At 34.7% G+C, this 20,962-nt stretch carries 16 protein-coding genes and 1 pseudogene; 9 read left to right on the top strand and 8 right to left on the bottom strand.

The window, feature by feature from the left end:
• The 3 genes from OTJ99_RS00530 to OTJ99_RS00540 are packed head-to-tail and all read right to left on the bottom strand — an operon-like array spanning position 1 to position 1,433.
• Positions 1-135: a hypothetical protein gene (locus OTJ99_RS00530; protein WP_269015389.1), complete on the bottom strand. Its 135-nt coding sequence runs from the start codon at positions 133-135 to the stop codon at positions 1-3.
• A gap of 15 nt (positions 136-150) precedes the next feature.
• On the bottom strand, positions 151-816 hold the full coding sequence (locus OTJ99_RS00535) for a potassium channel family protein (RefSeq protein ID WP_045165957.1): 666 nt from the start codon (positions 814-816) through the stop codon (positions 151-153).
• Positions 813-1,433 carry a potassium channel family protein gene (locus OTJ99_RS00540; RefSeq protein WP_045165956.1) on the bottom strand — a complete coding sequence of 207 codons (621 nt, stop codon included), beginning with the start codon at positions 1,431-1,433 and terminating at the stop codon, positions 813-815. The genes OTJ99_RS00535 and OTJ99_RS00540 overlap by 4 nt, the downstream gene beginning before the upstream one ends.
• A gap of 146 nt (positions 1,434-1,579) precedes the next feature.
• On the opposite strand from OTJ99_RS00540, the gene OTJ99_RS00545 reads away from it, so the two are divergent.
• The 7 genes from OTJ99_RS00545 to OTJ99_RS00575 all read left to right on the top strand — a co-directional run bounded on the left by OTJ99_RS00545 (position 1,580) and on the right by OTJ99_RS00575 (position 13,283).
• Positions 1,580-3,319 (top strand): SpoIID/LytB domain-containing protein, encoded by a 1,740-nt coding sequence (locus OTJ99_RS00545; RefSeq protein WP_045165955.1) that lies wholly within the window; start codon positions 1,580-1,582, stop codon positions 3,317-3,319.
• Positions 3,316-4,353 (top strand): tRNA preQ1(34) S-adenosylmethionine ribosyltransferase-isomerase QueA, encoded by a 1,038-nt coding sequence (gene queA / locus OTJ99_RS00550; protein WP_045165954.1) that lies wholly within the window; start codon positions 3,316-3,318, stop codon positions 4,351-4,353. The genes OTJ99_RS00545 and queA overlap by 4 nt, the downstream gene beginning before the upstream one ends.
• Positions 4,354-4,485: 132 nt before the next feature.
• A complete protein-coding gene (locus tag OTJ99_RS00555) occupies positions 4,486-5,145 on the top strand; it encodes a hypothetical protein (protein WP_045165953.1) in 660 nt (219 codons plus the stop codon).
• Between the two features lie 142 nt (positions 5,146-5,287).
• A complete protein-coding gene (locus OTJ99_RS00560) occupies positions 5,288-6,751 on the top strand; it encodes a TIGR02677 family protein (RefSeq protein WP_045165952.1) in 1,464 nt (487 codons plus the stop codon).
• A gap of 34 nt (positions 6,752-6,785) precedes the next feature.
• Entirely contained in the window at positions 6,786-7,925 is a 1,140-nt protein-coding gene (locus OTJ99_RS00565) for a TIGR02678 family protein (protein ID WP_045166368.1), read from the top strand.
• Positions 7,926-7,974: 49 nt separating this feature from the next.
• Positions 7,975-12,030, top strand: coding sequence for a TIGR02680 family protein (locus OTJ99_RS00570; protein WP_045165951.1), 4,056 nt, complete (start codon positions 7,975-7,977; stop codon positions 12,028-12,030).
• A complete protein-coding gene (locus OTJ99_RS00575) occupies positions 12,027-13,283 on the top strand; it encodes a TIGR02679 domain-containing protein (protein WP_045165950.1) in 1,257 nt (418 codons plus the stop codon). Before OTJ99_RS00570 ends, OTJ99_RS00575 begins: the two co-directional genes overlap by 4 nt.
• A 123-nt stretch (positions 13,284-13,406) precedes the next feature.
• On the opposite strand, the gene OTJ99_RS00580 is transcribed toward OTJ99_RS00575, so the two are convergent.
• Together OTJ99_RS00580 and OTJ99_RS00585 are read right to left on the bottom strand one after the other, a co-directional pair.
• Positions 13,407-14,759 (bottom strand): sensor histidine kinase, encoded by a 1,353-nt coding sequence (locus OTJ99_RS00580; RefSeq protein ID WP_045165949.1) that lies wholly within the window; start codon positions 14,757-14,759, stop codon positions 13,407-13,409.
• Positions 14,756-15,409: a response regulator transcription factor gene (locus OTJ99_RS00585; protein ID WP_045165948.1), complete on the bottom strand. Its 654-nt coding sequence runs from the start codon at positions 15,407-15,409 to the stop codon at positions 14,756-14,758. The genes OTJ99_RS00580 and OTJ99_RS00585 overlap by 4 nt, the downstream gene beginning before the upstream one ends.
• Positions 15,410-15,627: 218 nt before the next feature.
• Here OTJ99_RS00585 and OTJ99_RS00590 point away from each other — a divergent pair, with 218 nt between their 5' ends.
• Together OTJ99_RS00590 and OTJ99_RS00595 are read left to right on the top strand one after the other, a co-directional pair.
• A complete protein-coding gene (locus OTJ99_RS00590; RefSeq protein ID WP_045165947.1) occupies positions 15,628-16,179 on the top strand; it encodes a DUF2680 domain-containing protein in 552 nt (183 codons plus the stop codon).
• Between the two features lie 75 nt (positions 16,180-16,254).
• Complete coding sequence (locus tag OTJ99_RS00595) at positions 16,255-16,956, top strand: 4Fe-4S binding protein (protein WP_269015390.1); 702 nt, start codon at positions 16,255-16,257, stop codon at positions 16,954-16,956.
• Position 16,957: 1 nt separating this feature from the next.
• On the opposite strand, the pseudogene OTJ99_RS00600 reads toward OTJ99_RS00595, so the two are convergent.
• The 3 genes and pseudogenes from OTJ99_RS00600 to OTJ99_RS00610 all read right to left on the bottom strand — a co-directional run bounded on the left by OTJ99_RS00600 (position 16,958) and on the right by OTJ99_RS00610 (position 19,978).
• Positions 16,958-17,890, bottom strand: a pseudogene (locus OTJ99_RS00600) (transposase).
• A 178-nt stretch (positions 17,891-18,068) separates the two neighbouring features.
• Positions 18,069-19,460, bottom strand: a complete 1,392-nt coding sequence (locus OTJ99_RS00605; protein WP_269015391.1) for a hypothetical protein — start codon at positions 19,458-19,460, stop codon at positions 18,069-18,071.
• A gap of 212 nt (positions 19,461-19,672) precedes the next feature.
• A complete protein-coding gene (locus OTJ99_RS00610) occupies positions 19,673-19,978 on the bottom strand; it encodes a hypothetical protein (RefSeq protein WP_269015392.1) in 306 nt (101 codons plus the stop codon).
• Positions 19,979-20,962 lie beyond the last annotated feature (984 nt).

Below are 20,962 nucleotides of genomic sequence, written 5' to 3' on the forward strand. Positions count from 1 at the left end.
TCACTTTTTAAGCATCAAGAATATCAAGTAAACTAACAATGAGCCAATGAAACCAACTGCGATAAATCCCAATACAAGGCCAATTTCTGTCAAGACACCTAATGTGACTTTTTTGATATCTCTTTTCTTTTTCAATTCTGCGTCACCTCATTATTTTGAAGAAATAAGCTTTTTAAATTGGCTCCTATCCCTTTCATTGATGATGACCAAAAGAGTATCTCCAGGGAGAATTACACTGTCACCAGAGGGTACAAATGTTTCATTTTCCCTTATTATTGCGCCGATGATGCTCTCTTTTGGGAATGGCACCTCTGCAATCTTTTTGTATGCAGCAGGTGAATTTTTCTGCACAACTGTCTGGAACACTATGATTTCACCATTTTTGAGTGTTGCAAGAACAGATAAAGGCTCTATCTCGACCTCATGCTCTATAATCTTTGCAATGATATCTGTTGATGATATAACATTGTCAACGCCAAGCCGCTTCATTACATTGATATTTTTTGGATTGTTCGCCCTTGCAATTGTTCTTTTGACCTCAAACACTCTTTTTGCAAGCTGACATGCAATTAAGTTGTCTTCATCCTTTCCTGTGACGGCAATAAAAAAGTCACACTTATGAACCTTTGCATCAGAAAGTGTATCCAAAGATGTGCCGTCTCCTTCTATCACGGTTACATTTGAAAACTCTTCAGCAACTTTTCTGCAAAGCTCTGGCTGCTCCTCAATCACAGTGATGTGATACTTTCCTCTTTCTGCCAAGAGCTTTGTCAAAAAATATCCTACCTTTCCACCACCAACAATGACAACTCTCATGCATTCACCTTCTTCTCGGCAATTACCATAATATCATTTTCCTGAAGTTTTATGTTCTTATTTTTAAAGTAAAAATGTTCATTTCGGATTATACCAAAAAGATAACAATTTTCAGGCAAAACTATCTTATCCAAACCTTTTCCAATATCATCTCTTTTTGGTGTGACATATTTGAAAAACACATCATTTTTGCCAAACCTGTGCTTGTGCCGAATCTCACGTGAAAGCAAGATTGATTTAATGTACTCAACAGCCAAAGTTGTTGGACAGATTGTCTCAAGGCCAAGCGAGCGGAAAATATCTTCCCGCAGCGGATCATAAATTCTTGCAATCACTTTTGGAACTTGATAAATCTCTTCTGCTATCTGGGCTGTCATAATGTTTGTACTATCATCAGGTGTTACTGCTGCCAGTGCATCTGCTCTTTCAATCCCTGCCTGTTTTAACACATCCTCGTCAATCACAACACCCTGAATTTTCATGCCATTAAAGTCAGGGCCAAGCCGTTCAAAGTTTTTAGCATCAGAGTCTATGACAACAACATCATGTCCTTCATCAGCAAGCGACTTTGCTAAAGTAGACCCGACTTTCCCGCACCCAACCACTATGATATACAATTTTTTGCCCCTCCACCCAAATTATTAGTCTATAAAATTTATAGATTAAATTATATTCTTTTTACAATAGACTAACAAGAGGGTTTTTGGTACAATAAAATAATAAGTTCAAATTTCAAAATCAGAACTTTAAGGAGAGACTGAAGTTGAAAAAGAAAGCTTGCTGCGGGGTCGCTTTGTTAATTATCTTTGTTCTTCTTTCAGTTAATATATTACCCACATTTTCACAAACTCAAATCCCTGAGTGGATAAGAATAGGAATATACTATGCTGACAAGTATGGCAAATCAAGGCCTGTGATTGAAACAAAAATCTATGCAAAAGGCGGACTTTACATAGGAATTTCTGATGATAAGAACTTTATCACAGTTGCCAATACTCAGAAAGATACTTTAATTGTTTCAAAGGACGTATACAAAAAAGATGGCAAAGAAGGGACAAATATACACGTTGCAATAGGCAGGTATATATCCTATGCTACTGCAAAGAATGCTCTAAAAGACTATTTGGGTGCATATAAAGATGCTTTTGTGGGTTATATAAACAATGGATACTCTGTGCTAATTGGCAATTTTAGCAATCTTCAGGAGGCTAAAAAGCTCCAATCAAAACTTAAAGGGGCAACCCTTTATTCCTCTGAGACAATGGTACTTGTAAAGGATGAAAAGGGAAAAGTTCTTTTTGCTTTTGATGGGCAAAACAGTAAATTTTTAATGCTCATTCCACAACAGGAAAATGGTATAGAGAGGATAAAAGTGGACAGCAGGTGGTATCGAGGAAGGGTTGAGTTTAAGCGCATAAAGGGCAGTGATATGACTGTTATAAACGTTTCAAAATTGGAAGAGTACTTATATGGTGTTATAAGGATGGAGATAGACCCGTTTTGGAACATTGAAGCTGTTAAAGCGTTTGCAGTTATTGCAAGGACATATGCTGTGAGGAACTTGAACAGACATGGCGCTTTGGGCTTTGACCTGTGCCCAACGGACCATTGCCAGGTGTATGGTGGGGCGGTTGATGGCACATACGGTGAAAAGAGGGCGATTTTAGCTGTTGACTCAACAAGAGGTGAGATAATAACATATAAAGGCAAACCAATTGATGCTGTGTACTTTTCATCAACAGGTGGAATTCCAACAGAAGATTCTGAAAATGTGTGGCTGTATCCTGTTGAGTATTTGAGGTCTGTTGATAACTCAAAAGAGGCGAAAAATTCAAAATCATCATGGACATTCCAGTTCACAAAAGATGAGATAAAAAATATGCTGAAGAAGAAAAATATAGATGTAGGGGATATAGTTGATATAAAAGTTTTAGAGTATACAAAGGCTGGAAGGGTATTAAGGCTCAAAATTATTGGAACAGCTGGTGAGTACGAGTGCCAGAAAGAAGCAACAAGGCTTTTGTTTGGACTTTATAGCCAGGCATATACAATTGTAACAGATGCAGATGTCAATGTTGTAGATGAAAATGGCAAAGTAAAGCGAACAAGGATTGGTAACAGTAAGATTCTTGCTGAAAATGGTGAAAGTGTGTTAAATGGAAAAATGACCCTTGGGCAGACTGTTGATAGCAGTATTTATTCTTCTGCAAAGAATGATGTTATTTCAGCTGTATATGATGTTATTTATTCAGGTGATGAAACACGCTTGAGCTCTGGGGCAGGCGGCAGTGTATCAGCAGCTTCTACAGTAAAGGTTGTAAAAGAAGATGGGACAGTAGAAGAGGTACCTGTCATTCCTACAACATACACATTCAACGGCAAAGGCTGGGGACATGGTGTTGGTATGAGCCAGTGGGGCGCAAAAGGCCTTGCTGACAGTGGGTATAACTATAAACAGATTATAAAACACTATTACACAGGGGTTGAGATTGAGAAAAGATGAGAAAGTGGAAACTAAGTGACTTTCACTATGACTTGCCAGAAGAACTAATAGCACAAAAACCAGTTGAGCCGCGCGACTCTTCGAGGCTTATGGTAATTCATCCAGATGGCAGGATAGATCACAGGATTTTTCGCGATATTATAGAGTATTTAAATGAAGGTGACTGCTTGGTTCTTAACAACTCAAAGGTAATTCCAGCACGTTTGATAGGCCAGCGAGAGGACACAGGCAGTTTTATTGAATTTTTGCTTGTAAAAAGACTCAGTATAGATACATGGGAGGTTATGACCCGCCCGGGCAAGAAGGCGCGAAAAGGAAGAAGATTTGTATTTGGAGATGGAAGACTAAAGGCCGAGGTTCTTCATGTAAACCAAGATGAAGGTACACGAATTGTCAGGTTTGAGTATGAAGGTGTATTTGAAGATATTTTAGAAAGCCTGGGCGAGATTCCGCTTCCACCCTATATAAAAGAAAAGCTTGATAATGTAGACAGGTACCAGACAGTTTACAGCAAAGTGCCGGGGTCTGCTGCAGCACCTACTGCAGGGCTTCACTTTACAGAAGAACTTCTGGATAGGATATCAAAGAAAGGTGTTCAGACTCTTTATGTTACACTTCATGTTGGACTTGGCACATTTAAACCTGTAAAGGTTGAGAATATCGAAGAGCACAAGATGCATGAAGAGTACTATGAGATATCTGAAGATGTGGCAGAGAAAATAAATGAGGCAAAAAAACTTGGCAAAAGGGTAATTGCAGTTGGGACAACATCGTGCAGGGTTTTGGAGTCAGCAGCAGTTGAAAAAGGCTTGGTAAAGGCACAAAAAGGATGGACAGATATCTTCATCTACCCGGGCTATGAGTTTAAAATTTTAGATGGGCTTGTTACAAACTTTCATCTTCCAGATACAACCTTGATGATGCTTGTTTGTGCATTTGGCGGGTATGAGAGAATAATGAATGCATACAAAATAGCTGTTGACCAGCGTTATAGATTTTTCAGTTTTGGAGATGCTATGTTGATTTTGAAATAAACTTCGTACTATTGTGAAGCCAGAAGTAATAGTTTTAGTGACAAAATACAACCAGTACAATATTTCCTAATTTACAATTGAGAGATATTTGTATATAATAATTTAAAATTCAGCTCAAGGAGATGTAAAAGGATGGATGAGATAAAACAGATGCTAAGTCTTGTTCTGGAAAGGGTCAATACCATAAATGAAGGCTTAGATGAGGTAAAACAGCGACTTGACAGAGTTGAAGAGCGGCTTGACAGGGTTGAGGAGCGGCTTGACAGAGTAGAGCAGAGGCTTGACAGAGTTGAAGAGCGGCTTGACAGAGTTGAGGAGCGACTTGACAGAGTAGAGCAGAGACTTGACAGAGTAGAGCAGAGACTTGACAGAGTTGAGCAGAGGCTTGAAGCGCTTGAAAAAAGGGTTGATAGTTTAGAGCAAAGGGTCGAAAGTTTAGAACAAAGAATAGGAATTCTTGAGCAACGTGTTGACAAGCTTGAGGTTGAGACAACCAAGAACTCTGTTATGCTTGAAGACCTCAAGAGAAAACTTGAACTTATGGCTGAGATTCAAGAGTCTTACATGCAGCAAAATGCACGAGAGCATGAAGAGCTCAAGAAATACATAGATGACAGAATCTCAATTGTTGAGCTTGCGGTAAGAAGACTTTCTGATGATTTCAGAACTCTAAAAGAAGATGTAAAAGAGCTGAAAGAGAAGAGAGTAAACGTTGAGGTCTTTTATGAAATCCTTGGAAGACACGAGGTTGAGATAAGCAGGCTCAAGAAGGCTCTCCCTAGTGCAAGTTAAAAAGGCTAAAGCACCAGCTCTCGTTGGCAGAAATTGCTTTGATTTTGTTTCAAGCTGCCAATGAGAGCTTTTTTGTTTTGGGTTTCTTTTTGTGGTATAATAAAATAACCTAAAAATTCCTATAAAGGCTGAGACAATTGCCATGACACAATTTACAATACCTCTTCTTGCACAAATGAAACAGTTTAAATATCTCACTGAGCCAAATGCAGAAAGGTACAGGGCTATTTTGAGGTTTTGCTTTTTAAATCACATGCAGTACAAAAACAGGCTGACAAAGGACGAGATATACAGCTTTTTAAAGACTCTTCCAAACTTTTCTGAATATACAGAAGAGATGTGCGAGCAAGACCTCAAAAGCCTTGTTGACTGGGGTAATCTCAAATCTACCCAAGATACCTCTAAAACAGCCACCTTGCAAGAGTTCAAAAACAAAAGGTTTTTGTACGAGCTTACCTCAATTGGACTTAGGATAGAAAGGTTTCTGTTTGAGCTTGAAAATTCACAGGAAACAAAAGCAGAGCTAAACCCAAAACATATAGAAAAGATATATGGGCTCTTGATTAGCATTGATTCGGTCTTAAAAGACCCACAAAAACAGGCAGTTGATTGGTGGGATGAGCTAACAAGCGCATTTGAGGAGATAGAAAAGAGCTATACAGAGTATATTTCTATGCTGACATCCTCTGAATATGAAAGTCTAATGATAAAAGAAAAGTTTTTAGAATATAAATCAAAACTTGTACATTACCTTTACAATTTTCATGACATGTTCCAAGGTTATCTGCCAAGGATAAGAACTCTTTTTTTGAACCTGCCACAGTTCAAGGTGGATGAGCTTTTGATGTACATAATTCAGGCAGAAAAAGAACATCCCAAAAATATATTCAGAGATGGCGGCACAATAGAAGGGTATATCAAAAGCAGATGGCAGAATATAAAAGACTGGTTTGTCAGTCCAAACGGGCAGGCAGAAAGACTTCTTGAGCAGATTCAGCAGATAATTAGAAAGGTTTCAAGTTATGCAGCAAGGCTTTCAGAGTCCTCAACACTTAAAGTAAACAGGACAGAGGAATATAAGCACTTAGCAAGACTGTTTTCAAATCTTGACATATCAGAGTGTCATAAGTTGTCTGCTGTTGTATTTGGTGTGATGTGTCCAAAATATATCACAGGTGACTTTCCAAGAGCCACCGAATCAACAACTATTAGCATTCTTGACCTTCCAAGTTTTAAAGTGCCTTTGAAATCACGAGGAAGATTAATAAGAGAAAAGATCAAAGTGGTCCCTGCAAGCGAGTTTTCTGAAGAAAAGAAGAAAAGGTTTGAAGAGTACAAAAAAAAGATTGAAGAAGAAAATGAGCTTTTGCAAGGCCTCCTTATAGGAAACAAAATAGAGTTTGAAAAGCTTCCCAGGATTACACCAGAGGTAAGAAAAAGGCTTTTTGTGTGGCTGTCGCGAGGGCTTAGCAGCAAAGTGGCAAACACTGACTCTGGCAAAAAGTTTAGAGTCATAAGACCTCAAGATGACAAAAGGTGTATCTTAGAGTGCACTGATGGCAAGATGGACATGCCAGCGTATATCCTTGAGTTTGTTGATGAATAACAAAAACCTTTGCGAAAGAAGGAAAAGCAAAAATATGAGTGATCTTTTGAAGCTTCTTGAGAATTTTTGGATATTGAAAGAAGAGGATAGTGAGACCTTTTACCAGCTTAAAAACCTTGACAAAGAGACAAGAGAGTTTATTGCAAAAAACTTGGGTTTAAAATTTATAACAACCTCAAACATGGTAAAGCTTGAAAAAGTGCCGCTTATGCCCAAAGAGTATATGGGAGTACTTGATTTTGAACAGCCGCGAGACTATGCATTTTTGTGCCTTGTTCTTGCCTTTTTAGAAGATAAAGGGCCAGAAGACCAGTTTTTGCTTTCTAACATCACAGAGTATATCAGGATGAACTTTCCAGATGAAGAGGTTGACTGGACGCTTTACTCAAACAGACGCTCCCTAATCAGAGTGCTTAAGTTTTGTGAAAAGATGAGGATGATAAGAATTGATGATGGGAACCAGGAAGAGTTTGCGGAAAATAGTGAGGCAGAGGTGCTTTACGAGTCGACAGGAATTTCGCGATATTTTATGAGAATATTTCCAAAGAGTATTACTGAGTACAGCAGCTGGCAGGAGATTTTAAATAGTGAATTTGAGTTTACAAACGGAATTTCACAGCCCATATCAGATATCAAAAGGATTAGGGCGTACAGAGGGCTTGTTGTTGATGGCAGTGTTAATTTTGAGAATGAGGATGAGCTTTTGTATATAAAGCGTCAAAAGGTTAACATTACATCAGAGCTTGAAAAACATCTGCCAGAGGCAAGTTTTCATATATTCAAGTCTTTTGCGTTTTTAGCTATTAGCGAGAGTTATAAAAATACCTATCCTGACGATAGCAACCTTTGCGACATTCTTCTTTTGGTGGCAAGCGAGCTTTTATCAAAGATAGAAAAGGGTGAATATAGTCTTCATCCGACAAATGAGACCTTGGAGATTCACGTAACCTCTTTAAGGTCCATTTTAGAAGATGTGCAAAAGCAGTACAAAAACTTTTGGAACAAAGAATGGCGAGAAAAAAGCCTTGAGAAAGTGTTTGAGGAGTTTTTGAAGTTTTTATGTGAACTTGGATTTGCAAAGCTTCAAGAACACGGATTTGTTGTAATCTATCCAATTTATCTGAAAGTAGTTGGCGAGTACCAAGTTTCAGATGAAGCTGAAGAGAGTATTTAAAGAAAGAGCATTTTGAAAAAAGAACAAGATGGAGGTTTTTTGACTCAAGATGAGCAAAGAACACAGGTGGGTGCTATCCCGAGCGGGTGTTTTTAACTACTGGTACTATGATGAGGAATATTTTGACTTTTACGAGGGCAGGATGCTGATTCGCGGCCCAAACGGTTCTGGAAAGTCTGTTACAATGCAGAGTTTTATAACCCTTCTTTTAGACGGCAACTATCATCCATCCAGGCTTGACTCTTTCGGGTCAAATGCAAGAAAGCTTGAGGACTATGTCTTAGGCGAGCAGGATATCTCAGGGAAGAATGAGTCAACAGCATACCTTTTTTTGGAGTTCAAAAAGGAAAACATATTTGTTTCAATAGGTATGGGTATGAGAGCAAAAATAGGCTCAGGTGTTGACTGCTGGTATTTTGTCTTGACAGACAACAGAAGGTTTGGGATTGACATATTCTTCTATGAAAAGATAAACGGACAAAAGATTCCACTCACAAGAAGGAAGTTTGAGAACCTGATTGGCAGTGGCGGCAAGGTCTTCACAAGCAGAAGAGATTATATGCAAGAGGTAAACAAGATCCTGTTTGGATTTGAAAACGTGGAAGACTTTGAGAACTTGATAGATTTAATAATTCGTGTAAGAGCGCCAAAACTTTCAAGGGATATAAAGCCAGACAGGATATGCGGTATTTTGCAAGAGTCGCTTCCTGCGCTGTCAGAAGGTGATCTTCGTAGCCTTTCAGAGTCAATTGAAAACATGGACAAAATCCAGACAGAGCTTAAAAACTTAGAGGCAATCCAATCTTGCCTTGAAAAGATAAAAAGAGCATATGATGAGTACAACAGATTTTTGATGTACCAAAGAATTTCTCAGCTGATAGAATCACATAAAAAACTGACAAAAGCCACAAAAGAATATGAAATGCTCTCAGGTCACGTCCAAAAACTTACAGATATGGAATTAAAGCTGAGAAATAGTCTTGATAGTATTGAAAAAGAAGAACAGGCGCTGAAGTTCAGGCTTGAGAGTATAAAAGAAAGTGATATATTTAAGCTTCAGCAGAGGTATGTTGAGCTAAATGCTGAAATTGAGGATTTAGAAAATCAGAAAACTTTAAAACTTTCAAGTTTAAATGACCACATGCAAAGGCTCTCTCAGGCAGATGCTGACATCAAGCGTACAAAACACCAGCTTTTAAATTCTCAGAATCTGATAAAAGACTATATTGAGCAGAGCAAAAAGCTGCTTGAGAGTTTGAATATGCAAAGGTTTTCGGATGTACTTGATATTTTTGAGAAAGGTGAGCAAAAAAGCTTAGACATTATTAAAAATGAACTGGCCAAATCAATAGCTGAAGTAGAAAAAGCTCTTAAAAACTATGATACGTTGCAAGATGTGCAAAAGGACTTAGATATTCAGCTAAGAAAACTTGACCGTAGCAAAAATGATCTTCAAAAGTACCAAAATGAGTTAAATCTTTTAATTCTTCAACTTGAAGATGCCAAAAATCTTCTAAAAAGCAAGATCAAGAGCTATTTTGACCAAAACCAGGTTTTAAAAGCAGAGTTTGATGATATAACTTTGATGTTTCAGCTGATAAACACAATATCGCAAAAAGGCGAGTATGAAGGTGTAAAGAAGATTTTGAATGATGTGTATAACAGACATTATTTGTCAATCTCAGATAACTTGCGAAAGCTCGAGTTTGAGATGAATCTACTCAAAGAGAGAATTAAAGACAAAAAGAAAAGGATTGAGGAGATTCAAAGCCAAAAAGACGAGTTTATACCATCTTCAGAGAAACAAAAAAAGGTAAGGCAAAGACTTTTAGAAAAAGGTGTACCGTTTGTTCCTTTTTACATGGCAGTTGACTTTAAACCGGGCATAGATGAGAGATTAAAAGCTGTGATTGAGGATGCACTTTTTGAGCTTGGAATTTTAAATGCTCTCATTGTGCCAGAAAAGTACAAAAATGAAATTGATGGACTTTTGGAAGATGAAAAGGAAGTTGTACTTTTTCCAAAGCCAGCATATTTTTCTCACACATTAAATGAGTATCTTGAGGTTGCAAACTTTGAAAACGCAGAAGGTTTGATTAATGAGGTTGCAGCTGTAATTGACAGTATCCATATAAATCCTGTAGATGATGGAATATATGTGTGCGAAGATGGGCGGTTTGGAAATGGCATATTAAAAGGGAAGACAACAACACATGAACAGGCAAGGTATATAGGCATTGAGAATAGACGAAGGTACAAACAAATGCTAATTTTGCAGCTTGAAGAGGAGATTCAAAATCTTACAAAAGAGTTGGAAGAAAAGAAAGCCGAGGCTAATTTTCTAAAATCCCAGCTTGAGGTTTTAGAGCTTGAGAAGAAAAACTTTCCAACATCTGCGGACTTAGACACTGCCTTTGACATGATAGATGGGGTTGAGAAAAATATTTCAAAGCTTCAGATTGAGATTGAAGCTCTTGAAGAGAGAATAAAAGAGCTGACAAATAAGCAAAATCTGCTGAAATATGAAATTTCACTGATTGCAACAAAGCTATCGCTGCCATCTTCAAAAGAAGTTTTTGCAAAGGCAAAACAAGACGCAAATGCGCTGTCGAGCTTACTTTTGCGCCTTGAGACTGAGGCTTTGCACAAGCAGGAAATTGAAAAGACGCACCAGAGTCTAAACAGGTTATATGAGCAGATAAAAGAAAGTGTAGATACTTTAAATGGCGATGTTCACAGGATTTCTGAAAAGTTAGATGTTTTAAAACTTCACAAAGAAGAGATTGAAAAAAGGCTTTCGAGCGAGGATGCTCAAAGACTTTTTGATGAGCAAAAAAGAGCATTTGAGCGGCTTGAGAACATCCCAGCTGAGAGAAAAAGACTTAATGAAGAGCTTTTTGAGGTGACTTCCCAAAAAGCAGCAGCTGAGCAAAAACTTGAATTTTCAAAACAGGAACTCAAGTCAATTGAAAGTGAATACGAATTAGCATCGGCTACACTTAAGATAGAGCTTGGATTTGGTTTTGTTTTCAAAGGGATAGAATTTGAAGATGATCAAAAGCTTTTAGAGTTTGCAAGGTCAAAGGAAAATGAGCTAAAAGAGTATTCTCAGAAGGATTTTTCTTCGATACTTCAGAGGCTTATGTCCATCCATTACACAACACAGATTCAGCTTGCAGAGTTTGGAGCAAACCTTGTTGATTGGAAGGACGACAAGACAACCTACAAAAGGTATTTGTGGACTTGCAGAAAAGAGGGAAGATTTCTTTCACTTTACCAGTTTATAGATGAAATTGCAGCAGAGATTGCTGAGAAAAAGAACTTGATAACAGAGAGCGAAAGAGAGCTTTTTGAAGAGGTTTTGGCAAAGAACATAGGCTTTAAGATTTCAAGAAAAATCATGCTTGCTCAGGACTGGGTTAAGAGGATGAACGAGCTTATGGCAAATTTGTCTACATCAAGTGGTCTTACATTCCGGCTCTCTTGGGAACAGAAAAGACAAGAGACAGAGGATGAGCTTTCTACAGGTGAGCTGGTAAAGCTTTTAAGCAAGGACCCTCTTGCCGCAACAGATGAAGACAGAAACAAGATTGCAATGCATTTTAGGTCGCGCATAGAAAAAGCAAAAAAGCACCAAGAAAACCCTGAAAATTTTGCAACACTCTATGAGATAATCAAAGAGATTCTTGATTACAGGCAGTGGTTTGAGTTCAGGCTCTACTACCAAAAGGTAGGGGAAAGCAGAAAAGAGCTTACAAACAATGCATTTGACAAGTTCTCTGGTGGTGAAAAAGCTCTTTCCATCTATGTCCCACTTTTTGCAGCACTTTGTGCTAAATACCAAAGCGCTGCAAACTTTGCGCCGCGGATAATTGCGCTTGATGAGGCGTTTGCTGGTGTTGATGAGAACAACATTGAAAATATGTTTGATTTGATTGAAAAGCTTGAATTTGACTATATAATGAACTCTCAGGTTTTGTGGGGAGATTACAAAACAGTGCCAGGACTTTGCATATACGAGCTTTTGAGAGAGAACAATCAGCCATCTGTTCTAAAAGTAAAGTATGTCTGGAACGGGTTTAAGAAGGTGTTGGTTGAGGTATGACAAAAAATAAGATTTTCGATGAATGTGTTGAGTACTTTTCGCAACCAGGATTTAAGCGTGCGCTGGAGCTTATTCATAGGAAGTATAGGTCTTTGGGGAGATTTTCTGGCAAGATTATTCTGGAAAATCCGTCCGAAGAGGAAAAAGAGGCTTTGTCACGGTATCTTAGAAGGGTTTTGAGAGGCGAGAAGGTTGTCATTGATGTGAAAGACTTTGCCGTGACAAAGTTTCAGGACACTAAGTTCTCAGGGCTTGATTTTAAAAGCATCTTGTCAGCAGTTTTGAGAAAAGAGGTTATCACCAAAAAAGAAGAAAAGGAGTTAGAAAATGAAAGGGTATCAAACTTTTTCAAAAATTTGTCAGCACATTTTGACAATGATGAAAATGCTGCAGTGGTTTTAAATGTCTTTAAAGAAAATTTCAAATCATTTGAAAGCTTTTACAAAAAGTATTCACAAAAAGAGTTTTTAGAGATAATGAAAAAGGTCATAGAAGCAATTTTAAAAAAACCACAAAGCCCTGAGACTTTGGCTATTTTTGCAACAAGGGTTACAGGCAACCCTCACTTTTTTGACGATGAGCAAGATGCAGGAAAGATATTTTTAAGGCTTTTGAGTATTATAAATGGAAGAGAGTTTCCCCAAAATGCAGAGGAAAAATCAGAACTGCTTTTTGATAACAACATCTTGATTGATGAGCTTTCAAACTGGTGCCTTTTGTATAACATTGGCGGATATAATGAAGAGGGGAAAGAAGATGAGGGGCTCAAGTACTTTAGCAATCAAAAAAAGCCTATTATCTTACCACTTTATACTGTAAAGGATTATAAAGGATTTTTTGCATACTCAAATAAGCTTGTGGTTGTTGAAAACCCCGCTGTATTTTCTGCAATTGTGCAAAGAGTCCCGGCCATTTCTGCTGTGTGCACAAATGGGCACCTGAGGCTCTCAAGCAAGATAATCATTGGAAGCATTGCAAAGACAGATATACCTTTGCTGTACTCAGGCGACTTTGACCCAGAAGGGCTTTTGATTGCAGACAAAGTAATTCAAAACTTTGGTGCAAGGCCACTTTGTATGGATGAAAACCACTATCTTTTGGCATTGTCTGAAAATAAGATAGATGAAAGGCGCTTAGAGATGTTAAAGAATGTAAAAAGTGCTCAACTACAAAGCGTCTGCCAGAAGATGAAGGAGCTTCAGCTTGCTGGGTATCAGGAGAGGATTGTGGATAGGATTGTTGAAGAATTGTAAAATTAATATTTGAACAAACAAAAAAATTCCGCAGATAGTGCTAATTAAAAATGCTATTAAGAGTCTCTGAGGGGCTGGTATGTATTGAACAGCTCCTTTTAATTTCGGTATTTCAATGTGTGGTTAACATTTGAGCTTTACAATGAACTCAGCACCTTCTCCTTTTTTGCTAAACACACTAATTTCACCATTGTGCATTTGTATTATTTCTTTTACTATTGACAAACCAAGTCCGCCTATTCCTTTTTTGGTATTGGTACGGTAAAATCTATTGAAAATGTATGGCAAGTCTGCATCATCAATTCCTTCACCATCATCTTTGATTGATATTTCGATATAATCGTATTTTTTATCAGCTTTTACATAGATGTTTCCTGTGTCCTTTGTATGATGAATTGCGTTTATAATAATATTACTAAAAGCTCTTTTTAAAAGTTTAGCATCGCCTTTTAATCCAATATCATCTTCAAAAACCCAAAACTTTCTATTTCCTTTAATAATGTTTAATTCGGCAACAATTTCACTAAAAAGATTTTTTAAGCTTATAGGTTGAATATTCAACTGAATTGTACCCGATTGCAATTTTGATAATTCAAGAATTTCATTTATAAGATTATTCAAACGCTCAGCTTCTTCCATGATTAAACTGGCATATTCTTTGATTTGGTCTTTTTCTAATATGTCATCATATATTGCTTCAGCATAACTTTTTATGATGCTCAGCGGAGTTCTCAATTCATGAGTTGTATTTGCTATAAAGTCCCTCCTTAGCTTTTCGGTTTTAGAAAGATTTTGAGCCATAAATGTGATAGTTTTTGCAAGCTCACCAATTTCATCTTTGTTTTTAACATCAATTTTAACGTTATAATCTCCCTTTGCTATAGCTTTGGCAGCATCAATGATTTTAAGAATGGGTTTTGTAAATAAACTGCTAAGCGCATATGCACCAATGATTGATGCCAAAAGAGCAGCGATAAAAAGGATAAAGATTTGATTTTTGACATTTCGAACGTCATTTTGAATGTCATGCAAAGGTGTATGAATAAATATTGCCGCTATGATCTTGTTATTGTTAATTATAGGCATTCCTAAGGTAATTAATGTACTTCCTTGAAATGTTTTTTGGTCTGTCCGGTAGATAGTTTTTCCTGATAAAACATCTAAAATTATTTGTCTTTCAATATTCCTTGTTCTTCCAAACATAAACCTGCCATAAGATTCTATGATGTTACCATTTGCATTATAAATTGAGACTCTACCGTTTATAATATTAGCTATATTATTTGCTTCACTTGAATAATCAAAGTTATTTTTAAATTTATAAGAAATGTCTTTTGCATATTGAATCATTCTATTTTTTAGATTAGCTTTAAAACCACTTGTGACAATATTTCCTTGAAGAAAAAAGCTTAAACCTAACATAAACAAAAGCAAAATAGTAGTATAAATCAATAGTTTAAAACTTATCCTTCTCATTTTTTCACCTCAAACTTATATCCATAACCTCTTACTGTTTTAATGTAATCTCTGAGATCTCCGAGCTTCTCTCTGAGGTTTTTAATATGTGTATCCACAGTTCTAAGATCACCATAATATTCATAACCCCATACACTATTTAAAATCTGCTCTCTTGAAAGGGCAATGTTTTGCCTTTCATATAGGTACAATAAAAGTTCATATTCTTTTTGAGTTAGATTCACTCTTTGACCTTTTACATATACCTCTCTTGCTGCTTTGTCGATGAACAAAATGTCATCTGAACTGGGCTTTTTAGTTCTCTTTAAAATTGCCTTTACACGTGCAACAATTTCTTTTGGGCTGACAGGCTTTACAACATAGTCATCAGCACCAAGTTCGAATCCAAATATCTTATCATCATCCTCTCCACGAGCTGTTAGCATTATAACTGGCGTATCGTCCTTTTTCCTTATTTCTCTCAACACACTCCAGCCATCTTTTTGGGGTAACATCACATCTAAGATTACAACAGAGTACATTGAAGGTTGAAATTTTTCGATTGCTTCGTTTCCGTCCGATGCTTCTTCTACTTCAAACCCTTCTTTTTCAAGATATAACTTTATTATTTTTCTGAGCTTTTCTTCATCTTCAATCAGCAGTATCTTCAACCTATAACTCACTCCTTGTGAATTTTAGATGTGAACAACCATAATTCCTTAAATAAATTTTACCAAAGATTTGAGAAAAAATCTTCATTTTCAAAAGACAATTTATTTAAAAAGATTTTCTTCACAAAAACTCCACAATTTCTTCACATCAGTTTCACAAAATACCTTTATATTTAAACTTGCAAAACAAAATTTTAGTTTTTAGGAGGTTGATTCAAATGAAAAGAAGAATAGGTTTTGTGGTAGCGGTGGCTTTATTAGTGCTTGCCCTGAACTTAGCTGCTTTTGCCGCAACAAGTGTTTCAAACACCAATCCAGCATCAGCAACTAATACCACAGTTTTGCACATGGCAAGAGGATATGGTGCTCAGTTTATGGCATCAATTGTAGCAAAGCTGACAGGTCTTACAGTTGATGAGGTTGTATATTTGAGGTCACAAGGTCAGACTTTCTACCAGATAGCTTTGTCAAAAGGTGTGACAGCTGAGAAGTTTAAAAGTGCTGTATATCAGGAAAAAGCTGCTTTAGTTGACCAAAAAGTAAAAGATGGCGTTATTACAAAAGAACAGGCAGATGCAATAAAGGCACAGATGAAAGCACGAATTGACAGCTGCAACGGACAGGGCTACGCAAACAGACCACAAACAGGGTATGGACTATTTGGTGGGAAAAATGTCCAAAAGCAGGGTATTGGACAAGGTAAAGGTATTGGCTACGGCAGAGGTATGAGAGGTTTTGTAAATGGTAATTCTTCAAGTCAATCAAAATAAGTAAGTAGACATTTGGGCTTAGCAGGGTGTTTTTGCTCTGCTAAGCCTATTAATTAAGAAAGGGGAGGAGTTACTTTGAAAAAATCTACAAAAAAAAATGAAATCAATAAATATCTCAGGCTTTTTTCTCAAATATTGTTTTTTACTATTATTCTAATTATTGCAATAATTCACTCTTTAGCTGAAAAAGGAGTGGCAATTAAAATACCTTTTTTCTCTAAAGCATCATTACATAGTTTATGTCCATTTGGTGGTGTGGTCTCAGTATATCAACTTATTACTAAAGGAACTTTTGTTCAAAAAATTCATGAATCGTCATTTGTATTGTTAGCTATTGTAACTGTCTTATCAATTCTTTTTGGATCAATATTTTGTGGCTTTATATGTCCATTTGGTTCAGTGCAAGAATGGATAGGTAAATTAGGTAAGATGATTTTTAAGAAGAGGTTTAATAAATTTATTCCTTCAAAATATGACAGATATTTTAGATATTTTAGATATGTCGTACTTTTATGGGTTGTATATATAACAGCTAAAACAGGCACTTTAGTTTTTGCAAATATTGATCCTTATCATACATTATTTACATTTTGGACTGGTGAAGTGGCTATACAGGCTTTGATTTTCCTCATAGTCATAATTATACTTTCTTTTATTATTGAAAGACCTTTTTGCAAATATTTTTGTCCGCTCGGCGCTTTTATTGGATTGTTTAATCTAATAAGAATTAGGTTGTTGAATAAAAAATATTACCAGCAATGCATAAAACAAACATAAATTATTGATTCCATTCATAAGCGAAAGAAAACTTTTTACCTTCTAACTTTCTAAGAAGTTGCTCAAACAGCTTAGTATCCAATCAATATACCTTTTATAATTTCTAAATCCCTTGAGCCTTACATTCTCAAGATTATTTTCACCTTTTAATTTGCTAAGTAGTCTTTCAATCTTTGTTCTCTGCCTGGATAACTTTTTACCCTCTTCAGTTTCTAAAAATCTTATGTTCTTGCTTTTAAAACTATTGCTAACATTGTTTATATCTTTCATGTTTCTTTTGTTTATCCCGGCAACAAATTTAACTTTAAGCTCATTTGCTATATTAAACTATTCTACTACAATCGTATCCCGCATCTGCTAATACAATCTCACAGCCAAAGAGCCCCATGCCCTATACAAAAGCTCTTCTTGTCGCACGTCTATTAATTTGTCCCTGTTAAAATCCAGAAAAGTGGTATTACTTCTTCTTTACCTGTACACAAAAGATGTAATTTGTATCCCCTATAAAATCCTATTGTAATATGTATACCTATTTTTGCTTCTGAATCATTTTTGGCACTTCTAAGCGGCGTAGAGTCTACTATCACTATACTCATATCAGGTTCTATTTCAGCTATTAATACATCTTTTATATCTTGCATGTATTCTTCTTCTATTTTTCTTGATAACTTTGCAAAATATGAATAGTCCGGACTTTCTTCTATACCTACTACTTGCTTAAACTCTTTGTTTTGATTTATTCGATATTCTAATTCTCTGAAACTCTTTATCCCCTTTTTAACTTTATAAACCAAACAAGCTATTATCTGAAACAGATTAAATTTCCTCGGTCGTCCCCTTCTATTTTGCTTTATCTTCCTCGATAAAACTTCAGTAACCTTTTTATTACAAAAAGCAGCTTTGAAAATTTCTCATTTTGTGATTTAATATTCATGTATATCTTTTCCTCCTTGTGTTTTTTTGTGGTTTTCTCTTAAATTAAAATTATAACACAAGGAGGATTTTTTCTTTTGTTACTATGTTTACTCTATATGGTTATTTCTTTTATTCAACAACCTCAATTATATTTTTTTTAACTAAAACTTTTATAAAAACTATTAAGGACAATAAACTCAAGAGTCATGTTTTATTAAAAATCTTGGATATATTATAATAGCATTTAGTTCTTCTGTTTCAGAATTTACAATTAATGAGAAAAATTCTTCCATATATGATATCTTTCTTATTAACTCATTATCGTTTAAATAAATATATGTATATTTTTCCTCTGGATTAACTGTGACAAAAATGGAACAGTTTTTTAAAAGATAAAACTCTTCAATTTGTTCTTTATATGGAATATTAATTGGTAGTTCGAAGAAGGAAATTTCATTGGTTCCTATGTAATGTTTTATAAAAAAATTTTTAATTGGTAGTAAATAAGTATGGAAAGGACGATATAATAAAAAGTATCTATTCTCTTCTATATATACTGGACGTATTTTTTCTGAGGGAAAAGGTAGGGACCCTATAAAAGCTCTTTTTTTCGTTTCTAGATTGTAAGTAAAGATGTCGGTTCTTTTTGTCAAAAAATTTTCTTTTACATAAGGAATAAATGGAGAATCGATATAAAGAGAATGACTTTTTATACTGTAAAAAAAGCCATAATTAGGTTTTCCATAGTTTAAAAAACTTAATGTTTCAGAATACTCAACTTTATCAATTATATATTTAGATAACGCAGGCATTACACCGCTGATTAAATCTTGAATTAACTCTTCACAAGGAATAATCAATAAGGTTTCAATCTTATTAATTATATCTTCACCTAAATTAAAATAGTATCTTTTTTCATCTGAGCTAATTCTACCAGTTTTAATAAATAGATAATTTCTGTTTTTGAATTTTTTTATTTCTGCGAATGAAATTTCGAAAATAGAGTGGTTATTTGTTATAGATGGATCTAAATAGAATTCAGATTTATTATAAAGATCAACTATCAAAGCAGATTTATCCTTGGAGTTTGTGTCAATATTTATTAGCATTATATACCTCTTATTTAGTGCCAATACGTAAATTTTAAATGGAATAAGAGATTCTTCGTTTTTATTTACTCCAGAAAGTTCTATAATAAAACTGTACATCAACCTTTCTTCTTTTTTTGTTAGGTCAATGCTAAATATTTTTAATTCACCAAATTTAGTGTTAATTAAAGTCATTGTGTAGCCAATAAGAGTAAGTTTTTCCTCATCAAAAAATATTATTTGAAAAATTTTGTTTTTTAATTTGTAGTTAATAATTTGCTCGACTTTGCCATTTTTAAGGGATAAGACTATAATAGATTCAATAATATCTCCAAGTATATCGCTCTTTTCCATAATAAACAATATATTATTACAACTTTGATAAGTAGGATAAACACAAAACTTGTCTTTTTTAGCCGAAGAAAAAGCATAGGTTTCCCATGTAATTTTATAGTAATCCTTTAATACCTCTGATAAATCAAATACAGGAATTTCAGACATGATTTTAATAACTCCCTCCTATGTATTGTATTGTCTTTACGACTAATATTATACACAATTCAAAAGCTATGGTTTCAATATTTCTTACCCTGCTGCATTTCAATATATAACAAACACATCAATTTTGGTTTCATGTTTTCAATTCAAATTTTAAAAAAGTAATTGTCAAAATAGTAAGAAAACAAACTCGTCTTGTTTAAAAGGATTTTTAATTAAGCCATATGCACAATGTAGAAATACTGGATATTTTGTCTGAAATTCATAAACAGGTTTTTAGTTTTTACAGAGTATATTTTTATTCTATAATGTTTTGGATTGTCAAAATCGATAGTTGGTGAAGATGTTATAATGAAGCCGTTTAAAAAATTTTCAAATACTAAAGACAAATGATGGGGAAATAATTTTTCATCATTACTGACATCGATATCTATTACTTGTTTTTCATTTTTCAAAATATGTTCATTAATTATTTTAATTTTTTTCTTAGTAGTTTCTTGTTTTTCAGAACATTGGAACATAAAAAATTTCCTTCTTTGTCCCTGAAAAGTGGATAAACAATTCCATTTACTAGATAGGAATCTTGTTTTGTGAGATTGCGCATATTTATTTTTATAAGTTCTGTTTTATTTTTGTCAAAGTAGTATTTTGCATAAAAATAATATTGACCGTCAATAAAATTATATAGCTCAAATGATGAATTTCTTAATGAGCAATCAACTAAATATGAATCAAAATAAAGTTTTTGTGAAATTATATCTTGTATGAATTTATTTTGAGGATAAAGTATAAAGGTTTCTAAGGCATCAACTATACAATTAATATTATCGCTGTTCCAAAGCACTTCTTTTTCACATGATTGTATTTTTCCGGTTTTAATAAGAATGTAACCGTTGTTATTGTTGTCGTTAAGTGATAAATAATCCATGAATAAAAAGGTATAAAGCAGGTAATCACCACAAGAATTTTTAGGCTCATAAGTATAATATTTCTTATTTACTATATCAATGAGAATAATCTTAAACTCATTTTGATATAGATTTTCAAGAAAAATTATAATGTATTGGTTTTTAACATTTTAATACTTAAATTAACATTTAATAATTGTTCAGAATTATTCAAATTTATAATTGGCACTTCCATTACAGTTTTTTCTATATGTTTATGTAAATTAACCTCACAGACATTTATTTTTAACAAATTGTTTTTAACTATATAACGACATCCATAAAAGGTATAATTTTTATCATCAAAAAACAACATTTGATAATAGCTATTATTGAAAAAATATAACTTGCTTTCAAAGGTTGATAAGTCAAATAAAAATAATCCAACCATTTTGTTTTTTACGCCAAGGTCATTAAAATTTTTAAATATACTTGACTTTGTCAGTTAAGAGGTGTTTTTGAGCTAACAAAAAATAACAAAGTCTTAATTTATGCGGGTTTCAAGAAGAGAAAAATAAAAAATTTTAAAAAATGTAGGGACAAATTTTAGCTTAATAT

The sequence above is a fragment of the Caldicellulosiruptor naganoensis genome, from assembly GCF_026914285.1.
Lineage (GTDB): Bacteria > Bacillota > Thermoanaerobacteria > Caldicellulosiruptorales > Caldicellulosiruptoraceae > Caldicellulosiruptor > Caldicellulosiruptor naganoensis.

Coding starts and splice junctions, on each gene's coding strand:
- OTJ99_RS00535 (WP_045165957.1), bottom strand. CDS start 816: ATGAGAGTTGTCATTGTTGGTGGTGGAAAGGTAGGATATTTTTTGACA.
- queA (WP_045165954.1), top strand. CDS start 3,316: ATGAGAAAGTGGAAACTAAGTGACTTTCACTATGACTTGCCAGAAGAA.
- OTJ99_RS00555 (WP_045165953.1), top strand. CDS start 4,486: ATGGATGAGATAAAACAGATGCTAAGTCTTGTTCTGGAAAGGGTCAAT.
- OTJ99_RS00560 (WP_045165952.1), top strand. CDS start 5,288: ATGACACAATTTACAATACCTCTTCTTGCACAAATGAAACAGTTTAAA.
- OTJ99_RS00565 (WP_045166368.1), top strand. CDS start 6,786: ATGAGTGATCTTTTGAAGCTTCTTGAGAATTTTTGGATATTGAAAGAA.
- OTJ99_RS00570 (WP_045165951.1), top strand. CDS start 7,975: ATGAGCAAAGAACACAGGTGGGTGCTATCCCGAGCGGGTGTTTTTAAC.
- OTJ99_RS00575 (WP_045165950.1), top strand. CDS start 12,027: ATGACAAAAAATAAGATTTTCGATGAATGTGTTGAGTACTTTTCGCAA.
- OTJ99_RS00580 (WP_045165949.1), bottom strand. CDS start 14,759: ATGAGAAGGATAAGTTTTAAACTATTGATTTATACTACTATTTTGCTT.
- OTJ99_RS00590 (WP_045165947.1), top strand. CDS start 15,628: ATGAAAAGAAGAATAGGTTTTGTGGTAGCGGTGGCTTTATTAGTGCTT.
- OTJ99_RS00605 (WP_269015391.1), bottom strand. CDS start 19,460: ATGTCTGAAATTCCTGTATTTGATTTATCAGAGGTATTAAAGGATTAC.
- OTJ99_RS00610 (WP_269015392.1), bottom strand. CDS start 19,978: ATGTTCCAATGTTCTGAAAAACAAGAAACTACTAAGAAAAAAATTAAA.